The following is a 17,981-nucleotide window of genomic DNA, read 5'->3' on the forward strand; positions in this document are numbered from 1 at the left end:
CGTCATGACACTCAGCCCCACCCTGCCCCCCGCGAAGACCCCGCCGGCCCGGACCGCGCCGACCGTGCGCACCGCCGCCGCCCGGGCCGCCCGCCGGCGCGCCCTGCTGAACTGGGTCGCCGTCCACTCGCTGGCCGTCGCCGCCGCGCTGTTCTTCCTGCTGCCCTTCGTCTTCGCCTTCCTCACCTCGGTGATGACCGACGGCCAGGCGCTCACCACCGACTACTGGCCCACCTCCTGGGAGTGGGGCAACTACGCCGAGGTCTGGGAGACCCCGAACTTCCTGACCTGGTGGCGCAACACCCTGCTCTACGCGGGCCTCGGCACCGTCCTGACCGTCGTCTCCAGCCTGCCGGTGGCGTACGCGCTCGCCAAGTTCCGCTTCCGCGGCCGCAACCTCGCCCTGATGGCCGTCATCTCGATGATGATGCTGCCGCCGCAGGTCACCGTCATCCCGATGTACCTGTTCTGGTCGAAGCAGCTGGACCTCAGCGGCACGCTCTGGCCGCTGATCATCCCGATGGCCTTCGGCGACGCCTTCGCCATCTTCCTGCTGCGGCAGTTCCTGCTCACGATCCCCAAGGAGTACCTGGAGGCCGCCCGGATCGACGGCTGCGGCGAACTGCGCACCCTGCTCCGGGTCGTCCTGCCGATGGCCAAGCCGGCCGTCGCCGCCGTCGCGCTGTTCCAGTTCTTCTACTGCTGGAACGACTACTTCGGCCCGCAGATCTACGCCAGCGAGAACCCCGACGCCTGGACGCTCTCCTACGGCCTCGCCTCCTTCAAGAGCGCCCACCACACCAACTGGAACCTCACCATGGCCGCCACCCTGCTGGTGATGGCCCCGGTGATCCTCCTCTTCTTCTTCGCCCAGAAGGCCTTCATCGAAGGCGTGACACTGACAGGGGTCAAGGGCTGATGTCCGCACCGAAGTCCTCCGCCCGGCAGTCCACCACCGCGGGCCCCTCCCCGCTCAAGCTGGCCATCGTCGGCGGCGGATCCACCTACACCCCCGAGCTGATCGACGGCTTCGCCCGGCTCCGCGACACCCTGCCGATCGGCGAACTGGTCCTCGTCGACCCCGCCGCCGACCGGCTGGAGCTGATCGCCGGACTCGCCCGGCGGATCTTCGCCAAGCAGGGCCACGGCGCCACCGTCACCACCGCCACCGGCATCGCCGCGGGCGTCGACGGTGCCGACGCCGTCCTGCTGCAGCTGCGGGTCGGCGGACAGGCCGCCCGCAACCAGGACGAGACCTGGCCGCTGGAATGCGGCTGCGTCGGCCAGGAGACCACCGGCGCGGGCGGACTCGCCAAGGCGCTGCGGACCGTCCCGGTCGTCCTCGACATCGCCGAACAGGTCCGCCGGGCCAACCCCGACGCCTGGATCGTCGACTTCACCAACCCCGTCGGCATCGTCACCCGCGCCCTGCAGACCGCCGGCCACAAGGCCGTCGGCCTCTGCAACGTCGCCATCGGCTTCCAGCGGCGCTTCGCCGGACACCTCGGCGTCGACCCGGAACGCATCCGGCTCGACCACGTCGGCCTCAACCACCTCACCTGGGAGCGCGGCGTCACCCTGCTCGACGCCCCCGGCGCCGCCACCGGCCGGGAGGTGCTGCCCGAACTGCTGGCCGGCTTCGGCCGGGAGATCGCCGACGACCTCCACCTGCCGCAGCGCCTCGTCCAGCGGCTCGGCGTCGTGCCCTCCTACTACCTGCGCTACTTCTACCAGCACGACGCGGTCGTCGAGGAGCTGAAGGCCAAGGGCTCCCGGGCCGCCGAGGTCGCCGCGATCGAACGGCGACTGCTGGAGCTGTACGCCGACCCCGCCCTCGACACCAAGCCCGACCTGCTCGCCGAGCGCGGCGGCGCGTTCTACTCCGAGGCCGCCGTCCAACTGATCGCCGCCCTGCTCGGCACCGGCGGCGGCACCTCCGTCCAGGTCGTCAACACCCGCAACGACGGCGTCCTGCCCTTCCTGCCCGACGACGCCGTCATCGAGGTGCCCGCCGAGGTCGACGCCGCCGGCGTCCGCCCGCTCCCCCAGCGCCCCGTCGAGCCGCTGTACGCCGGCCTGATCGCCGCCGTCACCGCGTACGAGCACCTCGCCCTCGACGCCGCCCTGCGCGGCGGCCGCGCCCGGGTCTTCGACGCCCTGCTCGCCCACCCGCTGGTCGGCCAGTTCGAACACGCCGAGCAGCTCACCGACCGGCTGCTCGCCCACAACCGCGAGCACCTCGCCTGGGCCTGAGGCGTGCCCGACGGATCCCGCCGGGGCGCGCGGACCGTCGGACCCGCCCGGGCCCGCTCCTTCGGCACGCCCTGGGGGACAGCCCCTCCGGCCGAGCCCGCCGCGTCCGACCGGAACCGGCGGGCCGGCCACCCCGGCCGGGACGACGGCCGGGCCACGTACGAGTCCGGGGACCTGATGACCCACCAGCCCGAACCCCTCCTGCACGGCGTCCTCGCCATCGACGCGGGGAACTCCAAGACCGACGTCGCCCTCATCGGCGCCGACGGCACCGTCCGCGGCAGCGCCCGCGGCGGCGGCTTCGCCCCCCAGCGGATCGGCGGCGCCGCCGCCGTCGCCGGCCTCGCCCCGCTCGTCGAGGCCGCCGCCGCCCGGGCCGGCCTGGCCACCGGCGGCCCCGCACCGCTCACCGGCCACGTCAGCGCCTGCCTCGCCAACGCCGACCTCCCGGTCGAGGAGGAGGCCCTGCGCGCCGCGCTCGAAACCCACCCGTGGGGCGCCCGCAGCACCGTCGCCAACGACACCTTCGGCCTGCTGCGGGCCGGCACCGACGGGCCGTGCGGCGTCGCCGTGGTCTGCGGCGCCGGCATCAACTGCGTCGGCCTGCTGCCCGACGGCCGCACCGCCCGCTTCCCCGCCCTCGGCCTGCTCACCGGCGACTGGGGCGGCGGCGCCGGCCTGGCCGGCCACAGCATGTGGCACGCCGTCCGTGCCGAGGACGGCCGCGGCCCGGCCACCGCCCTCGCCGAGGCCATCGCCGCCCACTTCGGCCTGCCCAGCGCCTCCGCCGTCGCCGAGGCCGTGCACCTCGGCCGGCTCGACCCGGACCGGCTGCACGAGATCGTCCGGGTGCTGTTCGCCGTCGCCACCGCCGGCGACGCCACCGCGCTCGCCCTCGTCGACCGGCAGGCCGACGAGATCACCCGGCTCGCCGTCGTCGCCCTCACCCGGCTCGACCTGCTCGGCACCCCCACCCCCGTCGTCCTCGGCGGCGGCGTGCTCGCCGCCCGGCAGCCCCTGCTGCTCGACAACGTCACCGCCCGCCTCGCCGACGCCGCCCCGCTCGCCGAACCCCGCGTCGTCACCGCACCCCCCGTCCTCGGCGCCGCCCTGCTCGGCCTCGACCACCTCGGCGCCGGCCCGGAGGCCCAGCGGCGGCTGCGCGCCGCGTACGACCCCGCGGGGGCGCCGGTGGGCTGACGGGCGCGCACGGGTACGGGTACGGGGCCCGGCCGGGGAATGGCGCCGTGACGGGGAATGGTGCCGTGGTCCAGCAGGCGGGCGGACCTGTCGCCGGGCGGGCGGATCCGCTTCAGTTGCTGCCCATGGACGCAGTGCGGACCGACCAGGCGGCGCAGGAGCCGGAGCAGGGACGGGGACAGGAGCAGGAGCAGGGGCAGGGGCACGGACAGGGACAGCGGCGGAAGCAGGGCCGGGAGCAGGGCAGGGGACCCGGGCCGGACGAACCGGCCGACCGGCGGCGCTGGCTGATCCTCGCCGTCGGGATGACCGCCATGATCGCCGCCTCCGCCTTCCAGAACGGCGTGCCCTACCTCATCCCCGCCCTGCGCGACGAAGGCCTCCCGCTGAGCAGCGCCGGCCTGCTCGCCGCCTGCCCCATCGCCGGACTGGTGCTCACCGTGACCGCCTGGGGCGCCGCGGCCGACCGGTGGGGCGAACGCTGGGTGATCGCCTCCGGCCTCGGCCTCGGCGCCCTGGTCGTCCTCGCCTCCACCCGGGTGCACGGCGCCGTCGCCCTCGGCTCCTGCTTCGTCCTCGCCGGCGCCGCCGGGGCGTCCGTGCACGCCTCCAGCGGGCGGCTGATCCTCGGCTGGTTCCCGGCCCGCGAACGCGGGTTCGCCATGGGCCTGCGCCAGACCTCGCTCCCGCTGGGCATCGTGCTGGCCGCCCTGCTGATCCCCCCGCTCGCCGCGCACGGCCGGGGCGCCGCGCTCACCGTCCTCGGCGTGCTCGGCCTGCTCGCCGCCCTGCTGGTCGCCGCCCTCGTCCGCGACCCCGCCCGGCCGCCCGCCGACCTCGCCGAACGCAGCGGCTCCCCGTACCGGACCCCCGTGCTGTGGCGGCTGCACGCGGCGGCCACCCTGCTCGTCGTCCCGCAGTTCACCGTCGCGGTGTACGCCCTCGTCTTCCTCGTCGACGAACACGGCTGGGTCCCGCAGACCGCCGGCTGGCTGCTCGCCGGGGTCTCGGCCGTCGGCGCGGGCGCCCGCCTGGCCGCCGGACGCTGGAGCGACCTCGCCGGCAGCCGCACCCGCCCGATGCGCCTCCTCACCCTCGCCACCGCAGCCGTCCTCGCCGCCCTCGTCCTCGGCACGCTCACCCGGTCGGCCGCCGCCACCGCCGCCCTGCTCGCCGCCGGCATCGTCACCGTCAGCACCAACGGCCTCTCGTTCACCGCCGTCGCCGAGTACGCCGGCACCTCCTGGGCCGGCCGCGCCCTCGGCATCCACGTCAGCACCCAGAACGCCCTCGCCGCCGCCACCGCCCCCGCCATGGGCGCCGTCATCGCCACCCACGGCTACACCTGGGCCTACGCCCTCACCCTCGCCTTCCCCCTGGCCGCCACCGCACTCGTGCCCACCGACACGGCACGGGCCGACGCATAGAATCGCGCGACACCGACGGGGGACACGCATGCCGGACATCACCTGGGACCAGCTCACCGCCTACCGCTCGCGCATCCGCGGCTGCCTGCTCGGCGGCGCGATCGGTGACGCCCTCGGCCGCCCGGTCGAACGGGCCGGCCTGGCGCAGATCCGCGCGACGTACGGCCCGCAGGGGCTCACGGACCTCATGCCCGACGAGGACGGTGCGACCGGCCGGATCTCCGACGACACCCAGCTCACCCTGTTCACCGCCGAGGGCTGGATGACCGCCTACGACCGCATCCGGGAGAAGGGGATCAGCGGCGCCGAGGTCCTGATCGTCCACGATGCGTACCTGCGCTGGCTGGAGACCCAGGACCACACCGCTCCCCCGCCCCGCTCGCCGGCCCTCCGCCACCACATCGGACGGCTCCGCGACGAGCAGTGGCTCTACGCCCGCCGCGGCGCCGGTCGCAGCTGCCTGGACGGCCTCCGCCAGGGCCACACCCCCGAAGCACGCGCACCGATCACCGGCCTCCCCGGCCCGGTCAACCCCGGTTCGAAGGGCGGCGGCGCCCTGGCCCGCTCCGTCCCGTTCGGCTTCACCGACACGGACCCGCGGCTCTGCTTCGAACTCGCCGCCCGCTGCGCCCAGACCAGCCACGGCCACCCCACCGCGTACCTCTCCGCAGGCGCCCTGGCCGCGACCGTCCGCCACCTCCTGCTCGGCTCCTCCCTCGCCGACGCGGTCGGGCGGAGCCTGGAGCTGCTGGGCCACTACCCCGGCCACGAGGAGACCGGGGCGGCCCTGCGGCGCGCGCTCGCCCTCGCCGCGAACGGGCCTGCGACACCGGACACCGTCGACTCCTTCGGCTCCGGCTGGACGGCCGAGGAGATCCTGGGCGTCGCGGTCTACGCGGCCCTCGCGCAGAGCCGGTCCTGGCCGGTGCACACCCGCTTCGAGTCCGGCCTGCTGCTGGCCGTCAACCACTCGGGCACCAGCGACTCCTCCGGCGCCGTCTGCGGCAGCCTGCTCGGCGCCCACTACGGCGACGTGATGCTCTCCCGGGCCTGGCTCGCCCGCCTGGAGGGGCGCGCCACGATCGCCACCCTCGCCGACGACTTCGCCGCCCTCGTCCACCCGGGCGACCGCCGCCGGTGGTGGCTCGCCGAGCCGCCGACGCCGTAGCCCCGGCGGGTTGTGACGGACGGCGGGATCCGTCCTGTCACTGGCGGCACGCGGACTCAGGCCGGGGCGATGCCGTGGAGGACGGCGGTGACGGCGCGTCGGGGGAAGTCGGGTTCGAGCGGGGTGCGGCGGAGGACGGCGCGGACCCACACCGCGCCCGCCAGCAGGTCCATCAGGAGGGCCGGGTCGGTGCCCGCGGGGAGTTCGCCGCGGGTGACCGCGCGGTCCAGGACGACCTGCTCGCGGGCGAGCCGGTCGGCGAAGAAGTCGCGGACGGAGTCGGCCAGTTCGGGGCTGCGGGTGACGGCGCCGAAGACCGGGACGGCGAGTTCCGCGGTCGGCGGGGCGGTGAGCAGGCCCACCACCTGGCGGACCAGGGCCTCCAGGTCGCCGCGGAGGCTGCCGGTGTCGGGGACGGCGAGTTCGAGGCGGCGCGCGCCGGTCAGGGCGGCGCTCACCAGGGCCCCCTTGGACGGCCAGTACCGGTACAGGGTCGTCTTGTTGACGCCCGCGCGCTGGGCCACGCCCTCGACGGTGAGCCCGTCGTAGCCCTGTTCGGCGAGCAGGTCGAGGGTGGCGTCGAAGATCGCGCGCGCCTTGCGCGGGGCGGGGGCGGCTCCGGGCGGGGCGGGTCGGTCGGCCATGGCCGGAAGTTATCACGAATGCGACGCAACGTTGCGTTGGATTGGGTACGGTGTCGCCCATGGAGTCCCTGCAGGCCGCAGCCCGCGGGTTGCCCGTCGTCCTCGTCCACGGCATCCGGGTGAGCGGCACGATGTGGTCCCCCGTCATGACGCGCATCGCCGCGCGCACCGGGAACCGCCACCCGATGCTGGCGCCCGACCTTCCCGGCCACGGCAGCCGGCGCGGCGAACCGTTCACCCTCCCGGGGGCCGTCGCCGCCGTCGCCGAAGCGATCGACGAACTCGGCGGACGGGCCCTGCTGGTCGGGCACTCGCTCGGCGGCTACACGGCACTCGCCACCGCCCGGGAGCACCCCGACCGGGTGGCCGGCCTGGTCGCCGTCGGCAGCACCGCCCGCCCGCGCGGCCCGCTCCTCGCCGCCTACCGCGGCGCCGCCCGCCTCGCCGCCGACCACCCCGCCACCGCCGACCGGATCAGCCGCTGGGCGTTCCGGCAGGCCCTGCCCGGCCCCGTCGGGCGGGCCGTCGTACGCGGCGGCCTCTCCTCGGCGGTGATGCCCGACGCCGTCCGGGCCGTCGCCGCACTCGACGCGCCCGCCGCGCTGCGCGCGTACCCGGGACCGGTCTGGCTGGTCAACGGCGAACGCGACCCGTTCCGCAGCGACGAGCGGCGCTTCCTCGCCGCCTGCCGCGACGGCCGCCTGCACCTCGTCCCCCGGCGCGGGCACATCGGCGTGCTCGCCGAACCCTCCGCCCTCGCCCGTACCGTCCTCGACGCGGCCTCCGTCGCCGCCACCACTGTGGGAGTGCCGTGATGACCGAACGCCTCTGGACCGTCGAGGAGTCGCTGGAGTTCCCCGCGCCGCCGGCGGCCGTGTACCCGCTGGTGGCCGACCTGCGGCGGACCAAGGAGTTCAGCTCGGAGGTGTTCGCGATCTGGCAGCGCGGGCGCACCTTCGTCGGCTTCAACCGGCGGGCGTTCTTCGTCTGGTTCACCGTCTGCCGGATCGTCACCGCCGACCCGGGCCGCGAGTTCGCCTTCGACGTCACCTCCTTCGGCCTGCCGATCGCCCGCTGGGGCTACCGCTTCGAACCGGTCGACGGGGACGCCTCGCGCACCCTGGTCACCGAGTACTGGATCGACCACCGCCGCGGCGGGCACGGCGCCCGGATCGCCGAACTCCTCGGCCTCGTCTTCACCGGCACGCCCGCCGCCGACCGCGCCGACCGCAACCGCGCCGGCATGCGCGCCACCCTCCGCCGACTGCACGCGGCGGTGCAGCCGGCGGCGTAAGTGTTGTGCGCTGCGCAGGAAGTCGGTCGGTCCGACTTCCTGCGCAGCGGTGGGCCGAGGCCCGGGGCGGCTACTTGGCCAGCAGCTGCTTCATCAACGTGATCTCGGCCCTCTGCGCGGACGCGATCTCCCCGGCCATCGCCTTGGCCGGCCCGTACGCGCCCTGCGCCTTCTCGGCCTCGGCCATCACCACGGCCCCCTCGTGGTGGGCGATCATCAGGGTGAGGAACGCCCGGTCGAAGTCCGCCCCGGACGCCTTGGCGAGCTGCTCCAGCTCGGCCGGCGTCATCATGCCGGGCATCGGAGCGCCGCCGTGCCCCGCGTGCCCGCCCGCGTCGGCGGCCGGGACCTGCTCGCCCCAGGCGGTGAGCCACCCCGTCATGGTGACGATCTCCGGGTCCTGCGCGGCCCGGACCTCCCGGGCCAGCTGCTTGACCTGCTCGGACGACGCCCGGCCGACCGCCAGGTCCGCCATCGCGACCGCCTGGCGGTGGTGCGGGATCATCTGCTGCGCGAACGCGGTGTCGGCGGCGTTGTGCGACCCTGCCGGTGCCGCAGACGACGCGGACGGCGCTGCGGCCGAGGTGGGCGCCGTGGGTGTGGCCGACGCCGCGGCCGAGGTGGGCGCGGGAGCGGGCGCCGAGGTGCCGGCGCCGTGCGCGCCCGCGTGGCCCGTACCGCCGCCGTCGCTGCCGCACGCGGCGAGGACGAGGGCGGCGCCGACGACGGCCGCCGCGGTCAGCGCGCGACGGGCAGGGCGGGCAGGGCGGGCACGGCGGAAACCGGGGATACGGTCGGCACGGCGGATCATGGACGAAGAGCTCATGGTGGAACGACTCCTGCGTGAGGGAGTGGGAACGAGGACACGGCTGATCGCACGCGGACCCGGTGCACCCGGTCCGCGCACGGCCGCGCCTATATGCGCAGGAGTTGAAGATCGGCGAGCGAGGGCGGAGCCCGCCCCGCCGTCGACGGGTCGAACGCCGCCGCCCCCACGGCCACCGGCAGGTCGGCCGGCACCGCCGGCAGTCCGGCGGCGAGCGGCGGCGGGTTGAACGGCGCCGCGAGCGCACCCGCCAGGCACATCCCGCCGGCGTGCGCATCGTGTTCGTCGCCGCCCCCGTGCTCGGCGGGCGGGCACGCGTGCCCGGCCGCCGCGTGCTCCCCGGAGTGGCCGGGGGCCTGGTGGGCGGGGCCCGGATGGGCGGGGCTCTCCCCGGAGTGGCCGGGGCCCGGATGGGAGGCAACAAGCGCCACCGGCGGGGACACCCCGCCCGGCGAGGTCAGCCCGTGCATGCCCAGCACCCCGAGCAGCGCAGCCAGCACCAACAACCCCCGCAGGGGCGCGCGCAGACTCCGCTCGGCGTACATGCGGCACATCCTAGGCGCCCCTCACGCCCGCCGCGGGAGCGGCCCGCGCACGACTACTGCAGCATGACCGATGCGGCGCCGACGATCTGCTCGGCGGGCGGCAGCTCCACCGTCACCGGGCCCGCGTCCTCGGCGGCCGGGCCGGCGGCCTGCTTCTTGTACACGGTGACGAACACTCCCGGAACGATCGACGCGCAGTACGGGTGATCCACGCCCCGGAACAATGACGCCCCGCCCATCACTGCGTCAACGAACTTGTCGGGACGGCGATCGACCACGCAGGCTTGTCCTCGTTCCGCACCGGTACCCGGTGCCGGGAAGCGGCGAATCGGGGGGCCGAATTGCGCAGTCGGGTGATGGAAGCGCTCCGTTGGGACGGGGCCGTCCACCTGGTCAGTCTCTTCGTGGTCTCGCAAACCGCGAAGGAGGCACGGGAGTTCGCGGAATTGTGGGGCGACAGGGCGTCCGGAGTCGACCTCTTCGTGCTGCGGGACGACATCCCGGAGAACCCGCACCTGTCCGTCGTCCATGCCTACGACTTCCTGCTCCCCCAAGTTCCGCACGAATTCCGGGAACTGCTGGAGGGTTGCCTGCAACTCGCCTGCGAGGAGGCCGGATCGGTGGCCTGGACGGCCTTCGAGGGTCCTTCCACTTCGACCACCTCCTCACCGACGACATCGCCGGCCAGGTGTACGGCGTGTGCGCCGCGGGCGATCCGCCGCTGGTCGTCCTCGACGACGACCCGACAGGCCGGGCCGCCCTGCTGGGCCGGATGCGCGCCTACCGGAAGCTGCTCGCCTCGTCGGGGGCGTGACGTCCGTCGGCCCCGCTCGGCCCGCGCGCCACGGTGCGCGGGGCCGACGGCCGGGGAAAGACGAACGAGCCCCACCCGGAGATCCGGGTGGGGCTCGTTCTTCTGTGCGCGAGGGGGGAGTTGAACCCCCACGCCCTTTCGGGCACTGGAACCTGAATCCAGCGCGTCTGCCTATTCCGCCACCCGCGCATCTGGGTGATGGGGTTAATCGTAGCCCATCCGCGGGGGTGCTCCGAACCACTTTCGGGCCGGGTGCGGACGCCGGCGTCGAGGGTCTACTCCCCCGCCGTTGCGCCGCGGAAGGTTCGGCGGTACTCGCGGGGGGCCACGCCCACCCGGGCCGTGAAGACCGGTCGCAGCGAGACCGCCGAGCCGAAGCCGACCCGGGTGGCGACGGTGTCGACGGGCAGGTCGGTCTCCTCCAGCAGTCGCTGGGCGGTGAGCACCCGCTGTTCCAGCAGCCAGCGCAGTGGGGTGGTGCCGGTGGCGGCGGCGAAGCGGCGGGCGAAGGTGCGTTCCGACATGTGGGCGAGGCCGGCCATCCGCCCGACGGTCCACGGGGCGTCGAGGGCGGCGAGGACCTCGGCGCGGGTGCGGGCGAGCGGGTCGTCGCGGTCGCCGGTGTCCTCGGGGACGGGCGAGGGGATGAACTGGGCCTGCCCGCCGGCCCGGAAGGGCGCGGTCACCATGGCACGGGCGATGGCGGCGGCGGCCTGCTGGCCGTGCGCGGTGCGGACGAGGTGCAGGCAGAGGTCGATGCCGGCGGCGACCCCGGCGGAGGTCCAGAGGTCGCCGTCGCCGGTGAACAGCACCTCGGGGCGGACGTCGACCCGCGGGTGGCGGCGGGCCAGGTCGGGGGCGAGCGCCCAGTGGGTGGTGGCGGTGCGGCCGTCGAGCAGGCCCGCCTCGGCGAGGACGAAGGCGCCGGCGCAGAGCGAGGCGATCGGGACGCCGCGGGCGTGGACGGTGCGCAGCGCGTCGAGGACGGCGGGGTCGCGGGGCGCGGCGGGCTCCTCGACGCCGGGGACCAGGACGAGGTCGCAGTCGGCGAGGGCGTCCAGGCTGTGGTCCGGGACCCGTTCCAGCCCGCCGCCGAGCCGGACCCGGGCGCCCGCGGGGCCGCAGATCCGCAGGTCGAAGGGCGGGAGGCCGGTCCGGCTCGGGCGGTCGGCCCACACCTCGCCGATCACCGCGTAGTCGAAGGCGCGCACCCCGTCGAAGATCAGGCAGCCCACTCGTCGCACCCCGGAAGCCTATGGCAGGAATCGATCGATGGGTGGCTCCTCCGCCCATCACGCCCGCCACCGGGCCGGGCCGAGGATGGAGCCATGACGAACACCGACGCATTCGACGCCCCGCTCGCCCTCGACCCCGACGCCGTCCTGGTCGTCGTCGACGTCCAGAAGGGCTTCGAGGACAGCGCGTTCTGGGGGCCGCGCGACAACCCGGAGGCCGAGCGGCGGATCACCGCGCTGACCGACGCCTGGCAGGCCACCGGCCGGCCGATCGTCGTCGTGCAGCACGCCTCGAAGGCCGGTCCGCTGGCGCCGGGCACGCCGGGGTACGAGCTGAAGGACGCGGTGGCCGCGGTGCCGGCCGACCTGCGCATCACCAAGCAGGTCAACTCGGCCTTCTACGGCACCCCGGACCTGCACGCCTGGCTGCAGGGGCGCGGGGCCCGGCAGGTGGTGATCACCGGGATCATGACCAACGTGTGCAACGAGACCACCGCGCGGATGGCGGGCAACCTCGGGTACGACGCGGTGTTCCCGATCGACGCCATGCACACCTTCGACATGGCCGGCCCGGACGGCGTGACGGTGCCCGCCGCCGACCTGGCCCGCGCCACCGCCGCGGTGCTGCACGCGATGCGCTTCGCCAAGGTGGTCACCACGGAGGCGGTGCTCGCGGCGGCGAAGGGCTGACCCCGGTGGGCCCGCCCCGACCGGGAAGCCGGCGGGGGCGGGCCGCTTTCGGAGCGGGCCGTCGAAGCGGGCCGTCGGGAAGGTCCCCCGGGCGAGCGGCTCCGGATGGGCGAGCGGCTCCGGGCGAGCGGGGCTCAGCCCTTCTTGGAGAGGAACTCGTACGCGCCCTTGGCCACGTCGTCGAGGTACGGGCCGGCCTGGAACTTCGGCTCACCGGTGTGCCGGCCGACCGAGACGTTGCTGACCAGCGTCGGCTTGCCGTCCTTGACGGTCAGCCAGCCGCCGCCGCTGGAACCGCCGGTCATGGTGCAGCCGATGGCCAGCATCGGCGGGCGGCTCGGCTCGTACGAGAGGCGGACGGGCCGGCCGCTCTCGCAGCGGTTCAGCTCCATGCCGTCGAACGGCGGGGCGGCCGGGAAGCCGTACTCGGTGACGGCCAGCTGGTCGCGCGGGGCGTTGAACCAGACCGGAACGGCGCCGCCGACCGTCTCCTCCAGCGACTTGCCGCCGGGCGGCTGCACCCGCACGATCGCGAAGTCGTAGTGGGTGGCCGCGTCGCCGTACTTGCCGCCCTCGGCCTTCCACTGCGGCGAGGTGACGGCCTGGGTGGCCGGCCAGACGCCGTAGGGGGCGTACTGGGACTCGTCGGCGTTCTTGCCCTTGCTGAGCGCTCCGCTGCTGTTGAACGCGGGGATGAAGGTGATGTTGCTGTAGAACTGGCCGCCCTTGCCCTGGTGGATGCAGTGGCCAGCGGTCCACACCAGGTTGCTCTTGCCGGGCTTGGCCGGGTCGGCGACGACGGTGGCGGAGCACTGGGCGTGGTTGAGGCCGCCGGCGGCCTCGGCCCCGGAGCCGGGGGCGTCCGCGAAGAGCTTCCCGTGCACCGCGTACTTGGTGTACGGGTGCGGGACGGGCTGCGCGTTGACGGTCTTCGGCGGCGCGTCGTTGCCGTCGTCCCCGGGCTGCTGCGGGGCCTGGGTCGCCGGGGCCTTGCTGCCGGGGGCCTGGGTGGCGGGCGGGTTCACCGGCGCCTCGGAGGCGGGCTGCTGGGTGTTGGACGGCTTCGGCGCGGGCTGCGACGGGGCCTTGCTGCCCGGGGCCTGGGTGGCGGGGCCCTGGGTGGCCGGCGGGTTGGGCGCCGGGGTCTTCGGGGCCGGCGGCGGCAGCGGCTCGTCGGGCTTGGCCTGCAGGAGCTTCTCCAGCGTCCAGAAGCCCTTGGCGGCGGCGGGGAGGGCGTAGTCCTTCGCCCACTTCTCCCAGTCCTCGAACTTCCAGCCCTTCAGCTCTTCGAGGTTGGCCGGGAGGCCGAGGCCGGGCGCGCCCGCCGGAACGGTGGCCGCGGCGTCGCCGGAGCTGTTCTCCGGGCCGCAGGCCGAGGTGGCGAGCAGGCTGAGGGTGAGCACGGAGGCGCCGAGGGCGGCGCGGGCGGTGCGGGTGGTCCGGCCGTTGCGGCCGGCGCGGCCGTTTCGGCGCATGGTGGAGCCTGACGATGACATGGCGTTCTGTTCCCCCTGTGTGAAAGCGTGCGGCGCGCCACTGCGGTGGCGTTCGCACTGCGCGGGGGAGTATGCCACCCCGGTCCGACGGACCGTCATCTGCCCCGGGCGGACCGGACCCGACCGCACCGCGCGGGCCGCACCGCACCACCCAACCCCCGGCCGTACGGTCAGCGGCCCTGCGGCCCTGCGGCCCTACGGCCGGCGCCTGGTGGTCAGCGGCCGACCGCGCCGTCCAGTTGCTCGCGCAGGATGTCGGCGTGCCCGGCGTGCCGCCCGGTCTCCTCGATCATGTGGACGAGCAGCCAGCGCATCGACGGCGCCTCGCCGTCGGGACGCAGCGAGCGCACGCCGGGTCGGTCGAGGTCGGGGGCCGCCGCGATGACCTCGTTGGCGCGGGCGATCGCCTCGCGGTAGGCGGCCACCGCGGCGTCGACGGTCTCGTCGCCGGTCGGGAGCGCGTCGTCGTCCCAGGGTTCGACGTCGTCACCGCGGTAGGCCCAGAGGAACCAGTTGAGTTCGACGGCGGTGAGGTGGCGCACCAGCCAGAGCAGGCTGGTACCGGAGGCGACGCCGGGCCGCCGGGCCTCCTCGTCGGAGAGTCCGACGGTCTTGGAGACCACCGCCTCGCGCAGGTAGTCGAGGAAGGTGAGCAGGGTGGTCGGCTCGTCGGCGTTGAGGCCGGGCGGGCGGACGTCGGTGCGCCGGCGCGGCGCGGTGCTGTCGGTCACCGCGTCACCCTAGCCGCCGGGCACGAATGACCGACCGTCAATTAGCATCCACCGCATACCGGCCGTCAGATCCCGGACGTCAGATCCCGTGCTCGCGGACCCACGCGGCGAGGAGGCGGGAGCAGTCGTCCACCGACTCGCGCCAGGTGCGGTCGGCGCCGGCGCCGGCCTCGTCGCTGACGTGCTTGACCAGGCGGATCGGGACGCCGGCCCGGCCCGCGACGGCGGCGAGCGCGTAGCCCTCCATGTCGACCAGGTCGGCGCGCTCGGCCAGCCGCTCGCGGGCGTCGGGGTCGGAGACGAAGAGGTCGCCGGTGGCGAGGACCGGGCCGGCGTCCGCGGTCAGGGCGATCGGGGCGCCGTAGGTGCGGCCGGTGAGGGCGTGCAGCACGGGGGTGTCGATGTCGTGCTGCAGGACCGAGGAGACCTCGTGGGTGCCGCTCCAACCGGGGCGCAGGGCACCGGCGGTGCCGAGGTTGACGATCTCGGAGGGGTGGGGGCCGGACGCCAGCACGGTGGCGAGGGCGGCGGCGGCGTTGACCTTGCCGATGCCGGTGAGCAGCACGGGCAGGTCCTCGCCGAGGTGGGCGGCCTCCTCCTGCACGGCGACGACGAGCAGCGGGCGGTCGGCGGAGATCGTTCCAAGCATGCGCATGCCGCCCATGGTACGGACCCGCCGGGAGCCGCCCACCGGGTCCGCCGGCGCGACGACGAGCAGCGGGCGACCGGGCACCGGGCACCCGATCCGCGGGCGAAGGGTCCGCGCGTACCGGGGGTCTCCGGTGGAACCGCGCGGGGGTCGGGGCGCGTCGCCCTGATCGCCCCCGCCCACCGGGCGGCCGTCCCGGCCGGGGCGGAGGCCCGGCCGGGGGCTCACGGCGGACGCCCGGGGTGAACACCCGGTGCGGAGGCCGACCGGGAAGCGCACGGCGGAACCTCAAGATCGGCGCAAGTCGCGTGTGATCGCCGAACGCGGCGGCCATACTGCTGGCAACGGCCGGGCCCCGAGCGAAGGGGCGGGGCCCCAGGGGAGAGTGGGTCGGGGTGGCGACACCAGGACGTACGGAAGGACCGGGAGCGGCGACGGCGCCACCGGTGAGCGGTGCCGCACGCCCGGGCACGGACCCGGACACGGGCGCCGACACCGGTACGAGCGCGAGCACCGGCACCGGCACCGCCGCGAGCACGACCGCGGCCGCGCGCAGCCGTACCGCCGCGCGCACGGGCCGGACCGGCCTGCGCGCCCGTTGGAGCCGGGCCACCCGGACCGCCCCGGGCCGGCTCCGCCTGGCGGGGGTGTTCCTGGTGGTGCTGACGCTCGGGTCGGGCGCGCTCACCGGCTGGCAGCTCGACGCCCGGGCCCGCGCGGCGGACCGGGTGGTCTCGCACAGCCAGCCGCTGAGCCAGGCGGCCTCGGACATCCGCCGCTCGCTGGCCGACGCCGACGCCACCGCCGCGACCGGCTTCCTGCTGGCGGGCGCCGAGCCGAAGTCCGTCCGGGAGCGGTACGAGGAGGACCTCGCGACCGCCTCCCGGCTGATCGCCGAAGCGGCGGCCCGGACCACCGCCTCCTCCCCCGCGCAGCGCTGGCTGGCCGAGCTCAACCAGCAACTTCCGGTCTACGCAGGGCTGGTGGAGAGCGCCCGGGCCGGCAACCGGCAGGGGTACCCGCTCGGCGGCGCCTATCTGCGGTACGCCTCCGAGCAGATGCGCGGCACCCTGCTGCCGGCCGCCGCCGCGCTCGCCGACACCGAGGAACAGCAGCTCGCGGACGACTTCCGGGCCGCCCGGTCGGTGCCGTGGGCCGCGTACGGGCTCGGGACGGCGGTGCTGCTGGCGCTGGTGTGGGTGCAGCTGGTGCTGTTCCGGCGCACCAACCGGGTGTTCAACCCCGGGCTGCTGGGGGCGACGGCCGCCGTGCTGGCGGGGCTGGTCTGGCTGACCGCCGCCGGCCTGGGGGCGGGCGGCTCGCTGCGGGAGGGCGAGGAGAAGGGCACCGCGCCGCTGCGTGCGGTCAACGCGGCCCGGATGGACGTGCTCAGCGCCCGGCTGGCGGAGAACCTGCACCTGGTCGCCCGGGGTTCGAGCACCCGGTACGCCGAGCTGTGGACGGCCAACACCGGCCGCCTCACCGGGGCGGCCGGCGCGGACGGGGCCGGGGCCGCCGAGGGCGCCGACCGCGGTGACGGCACGCTGGCCAAGGCGCTGCGGCTGGCCCCTCCGGAGGCGGCGCCCCGGGTGCGCGAGGCCCGGCAGCTGTTCGACGAGTGGACCGCGCGCCACCGCGCCGCGGCCGCGCTGGAACTCGACAAGGGCGACTACCAGGGCGCGCTGGACGCCACCGTGACGGCCGACGGGGCGAAGGCCGGGCAGACCTCGGACGCCTCGTTCAAGGCCACCGACGCGAAGCTGGCGCAGGCCGCCGCGAGCGAGCTGGAGCGCTTCCGGTCGGCGACCGACGGGACGCCCGGCGTGCTGCGCGGCGCGGCCGTGGCGGCGGGCCTGCTCGCCCTGGCGGCGGCCGGCTGCGCGCTGCGCGGCCTGGGCCGGCGACTGGCCGAGTACCGGTAGAGGGGGAGGACGCAGATGCGCAGAGGCATATCCGACACCTGGCTCCGGAGCCGCTGGACGGCCGCGGCGGCGCTGCTGGCCTGCGGCGCGGTGGTGCTCGGCACCGGCGGCCCGCAGCCGGCCGCGCCCCGGTCGGCCGGTGCCGCCGGGACCGCGGCGGGCCCGGCCGCGGCCGTGGCGGAGGAGGCAGGGGAGCAGGCCCCCGCCGCCGATCCCGCCTGCGACGTCACCCGGAGCGTGCCGCCGAGCACCGTGGACGGCCCGTCCGTGCAGGCGATCAAGGCCAAGCAGAAGCTGGTCATCGGTGTCGACCAGAACAGCTACCGCTGGGGCGCCCGCAATCCCAACACCGGGGAGATCGAGGGCTTCGACATCGACCTCGCCAAGGCCATCGGCACGGCCGTGATGGGCAGCCCGGACAAGGTGCAGCTGAAGGCGGTGCCGACGGCCGAGCGGATCAAGTTCATCCAGGACGGCAAGGTCGACCTGATCGTCCGCACCATGACCATCACCTGCGACCGGCTGGAGCAGGTCGCCTTCTCCCGGCCGTACTTCAACACCCGCCAGCGGGTGGTGGTGCCGCAGTCGTCGACGGCCCGCACGATCGACGAGGCGGTGAACGGCCGGACGGTCTGCGCCGCGATCAGCTCCTCGGCCGAGCTGGAGCTGAAGTCCCGTCCGGCGGTCGGCAAGGTCGTCGCGGTGGAGAACCACCTGGACTGCCTGGTGCTGATGCAGCTGGGGCGGGTCGACGCCACCATGACCGACGACGGCCTCGCCGCCGGGCAGGCCGCCCAGGACCAGACCGTGCGGGTGGTGGACGGCGAGGTGCGCCCGGCCGTGATGGGCGTCGCGATGCGCAAGCAGGACCCGGACCTGACGGCCCGGGTGAACCAGGTGCTGGCCGACTGGTACGCGAGCGGTTCCTGGCGCGCCTCGTACGAGCGCTGGCTCGCGCCGTACATGAAGAACGACGCCGATCACTACTGGCCGGGCGCGTCCCGCTAGGGTCACTGCCGGAGAGGGACCGGGATCGTCCGGAACGGGACCGAGGAGAGGACGAGGGCGTTGGCGGCAGCTGCTGGCC

General features: G+C 75.4%; 19 protein-coding genes and 1 tRNA gene. 11 read left to right on the top strand and 9 right to left on the bottom strand.

Going from position 1 to position 17,981, the window contains the following annotated elements:
- Positions 1 to 4: 4 nt before the first annotated feature.
- The 5 genes from ACWGB8_RS19055 (at position 5) to ACWGB8_RS19075 (ending at position 6,048) form a co-directional block, all read left to right on the top strand.
- Positions 5 to 919 carry a carbohydrate ABC transporter permease gene (locus ACWGB8_RS19055; protein ID WP_452214667.1) on the top strand — a complete coding sequence of 305 codons (915 nt, stop codon included), beginning with the start codon at positions 5 to 7 and terminating at the stop codon, positions 917 to 919.
- Positions 919 to 2,253 (top strand): 6-phospho-beta-glucosidase, encoded by a 1,335-nt coding sequence (locus ACWGB8_RS19060; protein WP_452214668.1) that lies wholly within the window; start codon positions 919 to 921, stop codon positions 2,251 to 2,253. The genes ACWGB8_RS19055 and ACWGB8_RS19060 overlap by 1 nt, the downstream gene beginning before the upstream one ends.
- Before the next feature lie 177 nt (positions 2,254 to 2,430).
- Positions 2,431 to 3,453 carry an N-acetylglucosamine kinase gene (locus ACWGB8_RS19065; protein ID WP_452214669.1) on the top strand — a complete coding sequence of 341 codons (1,023 nt, stop codon included), beginning with the start codon at positions 2,431 to 2,433 and terminating at the stop codon, positions 3,451 to 3,453.
- 125 nt (positions 3,454 to 3,578) lie between these two features.
- Positions 3,579 to 4,880 carry an MFS transporter gene (locus ACWGB8_RS19070; protein ID WP_452214670.1) on the top strand — a complete coding sequence of 434 codons (1,302 nt, stop codon included), beginning with the start codon at positions 3,579 to 3,581 and terminating at the stop codon, positions 4,878 to 4,880.
- A 28-nt stretch (positions 4,881 to 4,908) separates the two neighbouring features.
- Complete coding sequence (locus ACWGB8_RS19075; protein WP_452214671.1) at positions 4,909 to 6,048, top strand: ADP-ribosylglycohydrolase family protein; 1,140 nt, start codon at positions 4,909 to 4,911, stop codon at positions 6,046 to 6,048.
- A 56-nt stretch (positions 6,049 to 6,104) separates the two neighbouring features.
- On the opposite strand, the gene ACWGB8_RS19080 is transcribed toward ACWGB8_RS19075, so the two are convergent.
- Positions 6,105 to 6,692: a TetR/AcrR family transcriptional regulator gene (locus ACWGB8_RS19080; protein WP_452214672.1), complete on the bottom strand. Its 588-nt coding sequence runs from the start codon at positions 6,690 to 6,692 to the stop codon at positions 6,105 to 6,107.
- Positions 6,693 to 6,751: 59 nt separating this feature from the next.
- Between ACWGB8_RS19080 and ACWGB8_RS19085 the strand changes: the two genes are divergently transcribed.
- Together ACWGB8_RS19085 and ACWGB8_RS19090 are read left to right on the top strand one after the other, a co-directional pair.
- On the top strand, positions 6,752 to 7,507 hold the full coding sequence (locus tag ACWGB8_RS19085; protein ID WP_452214673.1) for an alpha/beta fold hydrolase: 756 nt from the start codon (positions 6,752 to 6,754) through the stop codon (positions 7,505 to 7,507).
- Positions 7,507 to 7,986, top strand: a complete 480-nt coding sequence (locus ACWGB8_RS19090) for an SRPBCC family protein (protein ID WP_452214674.1) — start codon at positions 7,507 to 7,509, stop codon at positions 7,984 to 7,986. Before ACWGB8_RS19085 ends, ACWGB8_RS19090 begins: the two co-directional genes overlap by 1 nt.
- 70 nt (positions 7,987 to 8,056) lie before the next feature.
- Here the strand turns inward: ACWGB8_RS19090 and ACWGB8_RS19095 are convergent, their stop codons facing one another.
- The 3 genes from ACWGB8_RS19095 to ACWGB8_RS19105 all read right to left on the bottom strand — a co-directional run bounded on the left by ACWGB8_RS19095 (position 8,057) and on the right by ACWGB8_RS19105 (position 9,887).
- Positions 8,057 to 8,797 carry a DUF305 domain-containing protein gene (locus tag ACWGB8_RS19095; protein ID WP_452214694.1) on the bottom strand — a complete coding sequence of 247 codons (741 nt, stop codon included), beginning with the start codon at positions 8,795 to 8,797 and terminating at the stop codon, positions 8,057 to 8,059.
- A 104-nt stretch (positions 8,798 to 8,901) separates the two neighbouring features.
- A complete protein-coding gene (locus ACWGB8_RS19100) occupies positions 8,902 to 9,357 on the bottom strand; it encodes a DUF6153 family protein (protein ID WP_452214675.1) in 456 nt (151 codons plus the stop codon).
- Positions 9,358 to 9,410: 53 nt separating this feature from the next.
- Positions 9,411 to 9,887, bottom strand: a complete 477-nt coding sequence (locus ACWGB8_RS19105; protein WP_452214676.1) for a hypothetical protein — start codon at positions 9,885 to 9,887, stop codon at positions 9,411 to 9,413.
- Positions 9,888 to 9,943: 56 nt separating this feature from the next.
- On the opposite strand from ACWGB8_RS19105, the gene ACWGB8_RS19110 reads away from it, so the two are divergent.
- The gene (locus ACWGB8_RS19110) at positions 9,944 to 10,171 is read left to right on the top strand and encodes a hypothetical protein (RefSeq protein WP_452214677.1); all 228 of its coding nucleotides are present in this window, start codon (positions 9,944 to 9,946) and stop codon (positions 10,169 to 10,171) included.
- Between the two features lie 105 nt (positions 10,172 to 10,276).
- Here ACWGB8_RS19110 and ACWGB8_RS19115 read toward each other — a convergent pair.
- Together ACWGB8_RS19115 and ACWGB8_RS19120 are read right to left on the bottom strand one after the other, a co-directional pair.
- Positions 10,277 to 10,360 (bottom strand) — tRNA-Leu (locus ACWGB8_RS19115).
- Positions 10,361 to 10,446: 86 nt separating this feature from the next.
- Positions 10,447 to 11,406 carry a GlxA family transcriptional regulator gene (locus ACWGB8_RS19120; RefSeq protein ID WP_452214695.1) on the bottom strand — a complete coding sequence of 320 codons (960 nt, stop codon included), beginning with the start codon at positions 11,404 to 11,406 and terminating at the stop codon, positions 10,447 to 10,449.
- Positions 11,407 to 11,499: 93 nt separating this feature from the next.
- Here ACWGB8_RS19120 and ACWGB8_RS19125 point away from each other — a divergent pair, with 93 nt between their 5' ends.
- Entirely contained in the window at positions 11,500 to 12,096 is a 597-nt protein-coding gene (locus ACWGB8_RS19125; RefSeq protein ID WP_452214678.1) for a cysteine hydrolase family protein, read from the top strand.
- Between the two features lie 134 nt (positions 12,097 to 12,230).
- On the opposite strand, the gene ACWGB8_RS19130 is transcribed toward ACWGB8_RS19125, so the two are convergent.
- The 3 genes from ACWGB8_RS19130 to ACWGB8_RS19140 form a co-directional block, all read right to left on the bottom strand.
- Positions 12,231 to 13,592, bottom strand: a complete 1,362-nt coding sequence (locus ACWGB8_RS19130) for a hypothetical protein (protein WP_452214679.1) — start codon at positions 13,590 to 13,592, stop codon at positions 12,231 to 12,233.
- A gap of 215 nt (positions 13,593 to 13,807) precedes the next feature.
- Entirely contained in the window at positions 13,808 to 14,323 is a 516-nt protein-coding gene (locus ACWGB8_RS19135) for a DinB family protein (protein ID WP_452214680.1), read from the bottom strand.
- Positions 14,324 to 14,402: 79 nt separating this feature from the next.
- A complete protein-coding gene (locus ACWGB8_RS19140; RefSeq protein ID WP_452214681.1) occupies positions 14,403 to 14,978 on the bottom strand; it encodes a nucleosidase in 576 nt (191 codons plus the stop codon).
- 440 nt (positions 14,979 to 15,418) lie between these two features.
- On the opposite strand from ACWGB8_RS19140, the gene ACWGB8_RS19145 reads away from it, so the two are divergent.
- Together ACWGB8_RS19145 and ACWGB8_RS19150 are read left to right on the top strand one after the other, a co-directional pair.
- Positions 15,419 to 16,894 carry a hypothetical protein gene (locus ACWGB8_RS19145; protein WP_452214682.1) on the top strand — a complete coding sequence of 492 codons (1,476 nt, stop codon included), beginning with the start codon at positions 15,419 to 15,421 and terminating at the stop codon, positions 16,892 to 16,894.
- A 15-nt stretch (positions 16,895 to 16,909) separates the two neighbouring features.
- Positions 16,910 to 17,902 (top strand): glutamate ABC transporter substrate-binding protein, encoded by a 993-nt coding sequence (locus ACWGB8_RS19150; protein WP_452214683.1) that lies wholly within the window; start codon positions 16,910 to 16,912, stop codon positions 17,900 to 17,902.
- The last annotated feature ends 79 nt before the right edge of the window (positions 17,903 to 17,981 follow it).

It is taken from the genome of Kitasatospora sp. NPDC054939 (genome assembly GCF_053610105.1).

Excerpts from the sequence above, each read along its gene's own strand:
- ACWGB8_RS19090 (WP_452214674.1), top strand. The coding sequence starts at position 7,507 with ATGACCGAACGCCTCTGGACCGTCGAGGAGTCGCTGGAGTTCCCCGCG.
- ACWGB8_RS19150 (WP_452214683.1), top strand. The coding sequence starts at position 16,910 with ATGCGCAGAGGCATATCCGACACCTGGCTCCGGAGCCGCTGGACGGCC.
- ACWGB8_RS19085 (WP_452214673.1), top strand. The coding sequence starts at position 6,752 with ATGGAGTCCCTGCAGGCCGCAGCCCGCGGGTTGCCCGTCGTCCTCGTC.
- ACWGB8_RS19080 (WP_452214672.1), bottom strand. The coding sequence starts at position 6,692 with ATGGCCGACCGACCCGCCCCGCCCGGAGCCGCCCCCGCCCCGCGCAAG.
- ACWGB8_RS19095 (WP_452214694.1), bottom strand. The coding sequence starts at position 8,797 with ATGATCCGCCGTGCCGACCGTATCCCCGGTTTCCGCCGTGCCCGCCCT.
- ACWGB8_RS19055 (WP_452214667.1), top strand. The coding sequence starts at position 5 with ATGACACTCAGCCCCACCCTGCCCCCCGCGAAGACCCCGCCGGCCCGG.
- ACWGB8_RS19065 (WP_452214669.1), top strand. The coding sequence starts at position 2,431 with ATGACCCACCAGCCCGAACCCCTCCTGCACGGCGTCCTCGCCATCGAC.
- ACWGB8_RS19060 (WP_452214668.1), top strand. The coding sequence starts at position 919 with ATGTCCGCACCGAAGTCCTCCGCCCGGCAGTCCACCACCGCGGGCCCC.
- ACWGB8_RS19130 (WP_452214679.1), bottom strand. The coding sequence starts at position 13,592 with ATGTCATCGTCAGGCTCCACCATGCGCCGAAACGGCCGCGCCGGCCGC.
- ACWGB8_RS19125 (WP_452214678.1), top strand. The coding sequence starts at position 11,500 with ATGACGAACACCGACGCATTCGACGCCCCGCTCGCCCTCGACCCCGAC.
- ACWGB8_RS19100 (WP_452214675.1), bottom strand. The coding sequence starts at position 9,357 with ATGTACGCCGAGCGGAGTCTGCGCGCGCCCCTGCGGGGGTTGTTGGTG.
- ACWGB8_RS19075 (WP_452214671.1), top strand. The coding sequence starts at position 4,909 with ATGCCGGACATCACCTGGGACCAGCTCACCGCCTACCGCTCGCGCATC.
- ACWGB8_RS19105 (WP_452214676.1), bottom strand. The coding sequence starts at position 9,887 with ATGGACGACGGACAGGTGCGGGTTCTCCGGGATGTCGTCCCGCAGCAC.
- ACWGB8_RS19070 (WP_452214670.1), top strand. The coding sequence starts at position 3,579 with ATGGACGCAGTGCGGACCGACCAGGCGGCGCAGGAGCCGGAGCAGGGA.
- ACWGB8_RS19140 (WP_452214681.1), bottom strand. The coding sequence starts at position 14,978 with ATGCGCATGCTTGGAACGATCTCCGCCGACCGCCCGCTGCTCGTCGTC.